The sequence below is a fragment of the Citrobacter sp. wls827 genome (assembly GCF_005280875.1).
GTDB classification, from domain to species: Bacteria; Pseudomonadota; Gammaproteobacteria; order Enterobacterales; family Enterobacteriaceae; genus Citrobacter; species Citrobacter youngae.
This window is the reverse complement of sequence record NZ_SZWR01000015.1, coordinates 137,081-141,934: the sequence shown is the minus strand read 5'-3', so window position 1 is coordinate 141,934 and position 4,854 is coordinate 137,081. Positions and strand designations below refer to the sequence as shown.

4 protein-coding genes are annotated in these 4,854 nt (G+C 55.5%); 3 read left to right on the top strand and 1 reads right to left on the bottom strand.

Annotated elements, in window-relative coordinates; all coding sequences use genetic code 11:
* The 3 genes from aceB to aceK all read left to right on the top strand — a co-directional run.
* A partial coding sequence (gene aceB / locus FDX03_RS10045; RefSeq protein WP_137345882.1) for a malate synthase A occupies positions 1-1,314 on the top strand: 1,314 nt, incomplete at its 5' end.
* 35 nt (positions 1,315-1,349) lie between these two features.
* Positions 1,350-2,654, top strand: coding sequence for an isocitrate lyase (gene aceA, locus FDX03_RS10040; RefSeq protein ID WP_137345881.1), 1,305 nt, complete (start codon positions 1,350-1,352; stop codon positions 2,652-2,654).
* A gap of 102 nt (positions 2,655-2,756) precedes the next feature.
* Entirely contained in the window at positions 2,757-4,505 is a 1,749-nt protein-coding gene (gene aceK / locus FDX03_RS10035; protein ID WP_137345880.1) for a bifunctional isocitrate dehydrogenase kinase/phosphatase, read from the top strand.
* Positions 4,506-4,526: 21 nt separating this feature from the next.
* Here aceK and FDX03_RS23230 read toward each other — a convergent pair.
* Positions 4,527-4,854, bottom strand: a 328-nt coding sequence (locus FDX03_RS23230) for an IclR family transcriptional regulator C-terminal domain-containing protein (protein ID WP_283204884.1), incomplete at its 5' end; no start/stop codon positions are given.

Genomic DNA, 4,854 nt, shown 5'->3' with positions numbered 1-4,854 from the left:
CCCGTTGAGCGCAAGATGGTCATCAACGCGCTCAACGCGAACGTCAAAGTCTTTATGGCTGATTTTGAAGATTCGCTGGCTCCTGAGTGGAGCAAAGTAATCGACGGGCAGATAAACCTGCGTGATGCGGTCAATGGCACCATTAGCTATACCAACGAAGCGGGTAAAATTTATCAGCTCAAACCTAATCCGGCTCTGTTGGTATGCCGCGTTCGTGGTCTGCATCTGCCGGAAAAACACGTTACCTGGCGTGGCGAATCCATCCCGGGCAGCCTGTTCGATTTTGCCCTCTATTTCTTCCACAACTACAAAGCGTTGCTGGCAAAAGGCAGTGGCCCTTATTTCTATCTGCCAAAAACGCAGGCCTGGCAAGAAGCGGCATGGTGGAGCGAAGTGTTCAGCTATGCGGAGGATCGTTTTAATCTGCCGCGCGGCACCATCAAAGCGACTCTGCTGATTGAAACGCTGCCGGCTGTTTTCCAGATGGACGAAATTCTGCACGCGCTGCGTGATCACATTGTCGGCCTGAACTGTGGTCGCTGGGACTACATTTTCAGCTATATCAAAACCCTGAAGAACCACCCGGATCGCGTGTTGCCGGACCGTCAGGTGGTGACGATGGATAAGCCATTCCTCAGCGCCTATTCGCGCCTGCTGATTAAAACCTGCCATAAACGCGGCGCGTTCGCGATGGGCGGCATGGCGGCGTTCATTCCCAGCAAAGATGCGGAACGTAACAACCAGGTGCTGACCAAAGTCAAAGCGGACAAAGCGCTGGAAGCCAATAACGGTCATGACGGAACCTGGGTTGCACATCCTGGGCTGGCTGATACCGCGATGGCGATTTTCGATGAGGTACTGGGCGATCACAAAAACCAGCTGTTTGTGACCCGCAATGAAGATGCGCTGATTACCGCCGAACAGCTGTTGGCTCCGTGTGAGGGGGAACGCACCGAAGAAGGCATGCGCGCCAACATCCGTGTTGCGGTGCAGTACATCGAAGCGTGGATCTCCGGTAACGGCTGCGTACCGATTTACGGTCTGATGGAAGATGCGGCTACCGCAGAAATCTCCCGAACCTCCATCTGGCAGTGGATCCACCACCAGAAAACCCTCAGCAACGGCAAGCCGGTCACCAAACCGCTGTTTCGCCAGATGCTGGCCGAAGAGATGCTGGTGATTCAGGACGAGCTGGGCGAACACCGCTACAGCAGCGGGCGTTTTGACGATGCCGCGCGCCTGATGGAGCAAATCACTACCTCTGATGAACTGATCGATTTCTTGACCCTGCCAGGCTACCGCCTGCTGGCGTAACTCATTCACCACAAAACAATATGGAGCATCTGCACATGAAAACCCGTACTCAACAAATCGAAGAATTACAGAAAGAATGGACTCAACCGCGCTGGGAAGGCATCACCCGTCCATATAGCGCGGAGGAAGTGGTGAAATTACGTGGCTCGGTCAACCAGGAATGCACGCTGGCTCAGCTTGGCGCGGCGAAAATGTGGCGTCTGCTGCACGGCGAATCGAAGAAAGGTTATATCAACAGCCTCGGCGCGCTGACTGGCGGTCAGGCGCTGCAGCAGGCGAAAGCCGGTATTGAAGCAGTCTACCTTTCAGGATGGCAGGTGGCGGCAGATGCAAACCTGGCATCCAGCATGTACCCGGACCAATCGCTGTATCCGGCGAACTCCGTCCCGTCGGTGGTGGATCGGATCAACAACACATTCCGTCGCGCCGATCAGATCCAATGGTCAACCGGTATTGAACCGAACGATCCGCGCTATGTGGATTACTTCCTGCCGATCGTTGCCGATGCGGAAGCCGGTTTTGGCGGCGTACTGAACGCGTTTGAACTGATGAAATCGATGATTGAGGCTGGTGCAGCGGCCGTTCACTTCGAAGATCAGCTCGCATCGGTGAAAAAATGTGGTCACATGGGCGGCAAAGTTCTGGTGCCGACTCAGGAAGCTATTCAGAAACTGGTGGCGGCCCGTCTGGCGGCCGACGTCATGGGCGTTCCGACGCTGGTGATTGCGCGTACCGATGCTGACGCCGCTGACCTGATTACCTCTGACTGTGACCCGTACGACAGCGAGTTCATCACCGGCGAACGTACCAGTGAAGGGTTCTACCGTACGCATGCGGGCATTGAGCAGGCGATCAGCCGTGGCCTGGCGTATGCGCCATATGCCGACCTGGTGTGGTGTGAAACCTCCACGCCGGATCTCGAACTGGCGAAGCGCTTTGCCGATGCGATTCACGCGAAATTCCCTGGCAAACTGCTGGCCTACAACTGTTCGCCGTCATTTAACTGGCAGAAAAACCTGGACGACAAAACCATCGCCAGCTTCCAGCAGCAACTGTCGGATATGGGTTACAAATACCAGTTCATTACCCTGGCGGGCATCCACAGCATGTGGTTCAACATGTTCGACCTCGCGCACTCCTATGCGCAGGGTGAAGGCATGCGCCACTATGTTGAGAAGGTTCAGCAGCCAGAATTTGCGGCGGCTAAAGACGGTTACACCTTCGTGTCCCATCAGCAGGAAGTGGGTACAGGCTACTTCGACAAAGTCACTACTATCATTCAGGGCGGCGCTTCCTCGGTGACCGCGCTGACCGGCTCGACCGAAGAATCGCAGTTTTGATTAATGCCCGGTGGCGCTGCGCTTACCGGGCCTACGAAGGGATGTAGGCCGGATAAGCGAACGCGCCATCCGGCATGACGTTGTGCCGGATGGGAGAAGTCGATGACGCGTGGCCTGGAATTACTGATTGCTCAGACGATTTTGCAAGGTTTCGACGCCCAGTACGGGCGTTTTCTGGAAGTCACCTCCGGCGCGCAGCAGCGTTTTGAACATGCCGACTGGCATGCGGTTCAGCAGGCGATGAAAAGCCGTATTCACCTTTACGATCATCACGTGGGTCTGGTGGTGGAGCAGTTGCGCTGCATTACAGACGGCAAAAGTACCGACGCGGATTTTTTACTTCGCGTGAAAGAGCATTACACCCGGCTACTGCCGGATTACCCGCGCTTCGAGATTGCGGAGAGCTTTTTTAACTCCGTTTACTGTCGGTTATTTGATCACCGCTCGCTGACTCCCGAGCGGCTGTTTATTTTCAGTTCTCAGCCAGAGCGTCGTTTCCGCACGATCCCACGCCCGTTGGCGAAAGACTTTTTTCCTGATACCGGCTGGGAGTGGCTGCTGACTCGCGTCCTTAGCGATCTGCCCCTGCGTCTTCCATGGCAGAATAAACATCGTGATATCCACTACATCATCGAACACCTGACCGAAACCCTGGGAGCGGATGTGTTGCAGGGCTGCCATTTACAGGTGGCGAATGAACTGTTTTATCGTAACAAGGCCGCCTGGCTGGTCGGGAAACTGATTACCCCTTCTGGAACGCTGCCGTTTTTACTGCCAATCCACCGGACAGACGAAGGTGAGCTGTTTGTCGATACCTGCCTGACCACGACGGCGGAGGCGAGCATTGTGTTTGGCTTTGCCCGCTCCTACTTTATGGTTTACGCTCCGCTGCCCGCGGCGTTAGTGGAGTGGCTGCGCGAGATCCTGCCCGGTAAAACCACCGCTGAATTGTATATGGCGATTGGCTGCCAGAAGCATGCAAAAACGGAAAGCTATCGGGAGTATCTGCTCTACCTGGCCAACTGTGATGAGCAGTTTATTGAAGCGCCGGGGATCCGCGGTATGGTGATGCTGGTGTTTACACTACCGGGCTTTGACCGGGTGTTTAAAATCATCAAAGACAAATTTGCGCCGCAAAAAGAGATGTCTGCCGCCCACGTCCGCGCCTGTTATCAACTGGTCAAAGAGCACGATCGCGTTGGGCGGATGGCTGACACCCAGGAGTTCGAGAATTTTGTGCTGGATAAACGGCAAATCGATCCGGCGCTGATGGCGCTGTTATTGCAGGAAGCCCCGGAAAAAATTACCGATCTTGGCGATCAGATTGTCATTCGCCATCTGTATATCGAACGACGGATGGTGCCGCTGAATATCTGGCTGGAGCAGGTCGAAGGTCAACAACTGCGCGATGCCATTGAAGAGTACGGCAACGCGATTCGTCAACTGGCCGCCGCCAATATTTTCCCCGGCGATATGCTGTTTAAGAACTTCGGCGTCACCCGCCACGGGCGCGTGGTGTTCTACGATTACGATGAAATCTGCTACATGACGGAGGTTAATTTCCGTCATATCCCGCCGCCACGCTACCCGGAAGATGAGATGAGCGCTGAGCCGTGGTACAGCGTATCGCCTGGAGATGTCTTCCCGGAAGAGTTTCGGCACTGGCTATGTGCCGATCCGCGTATTGGTCCGCTATTTGAAGAGATGCACGCTGACTTGTTCAGCGCCGACTACTGGCGTGGTCTGCAAACGCGGATTAAAAACGGGCATGTGGAAGATGTTTACGCCTACCGGCGCAAACAACGTTTCAGCGTGCGTTATGAAACCGACCGTAGGCCTGGTAAGGCGTAGCCGCCACCCGGCAACCCCATCTTAGCGAAATCCGCCATACGCCAGCGTCACTTCTTTCGCCGCTTTGATCGCCATGGCGCCGAACTCGGTCACGCGATCGTCGGTAATGCGCGAAATCGGGCCGGAGATGGAAATCGCGGCGAACGGCTCGCGGTGCTCGTCATAAATGCACGACGCCACGCAGCGCAGGCCCAGCGCATGTTCCTCATCATCAAAGGAATAGCCGCGCTTACGCGTCTGGGCCAAATCCTCTTTCAGATGCACCGGCGACACCAGCGTGGCGTGGGTGTATGCGTGCAGACCTTTACGGTGCAACAGCCCAGTTACCTGTTCTTCGCTCAGCTGGGAT

Coding starts and splice junctions, on each gene's coding strand:
- aceK (WP_137345880.1), top strand. CDS start 2,757: ATGACGCGTGGCCTGGAATTACTGATTGCTCAGACGATTTTGCAAGGT.
- aceA (WP_137345881.1), top strand. CDS start 1,350: ATGAAAACCCGTACTCAACAAATCGAAGAATTACAGAAAGAATGGACT.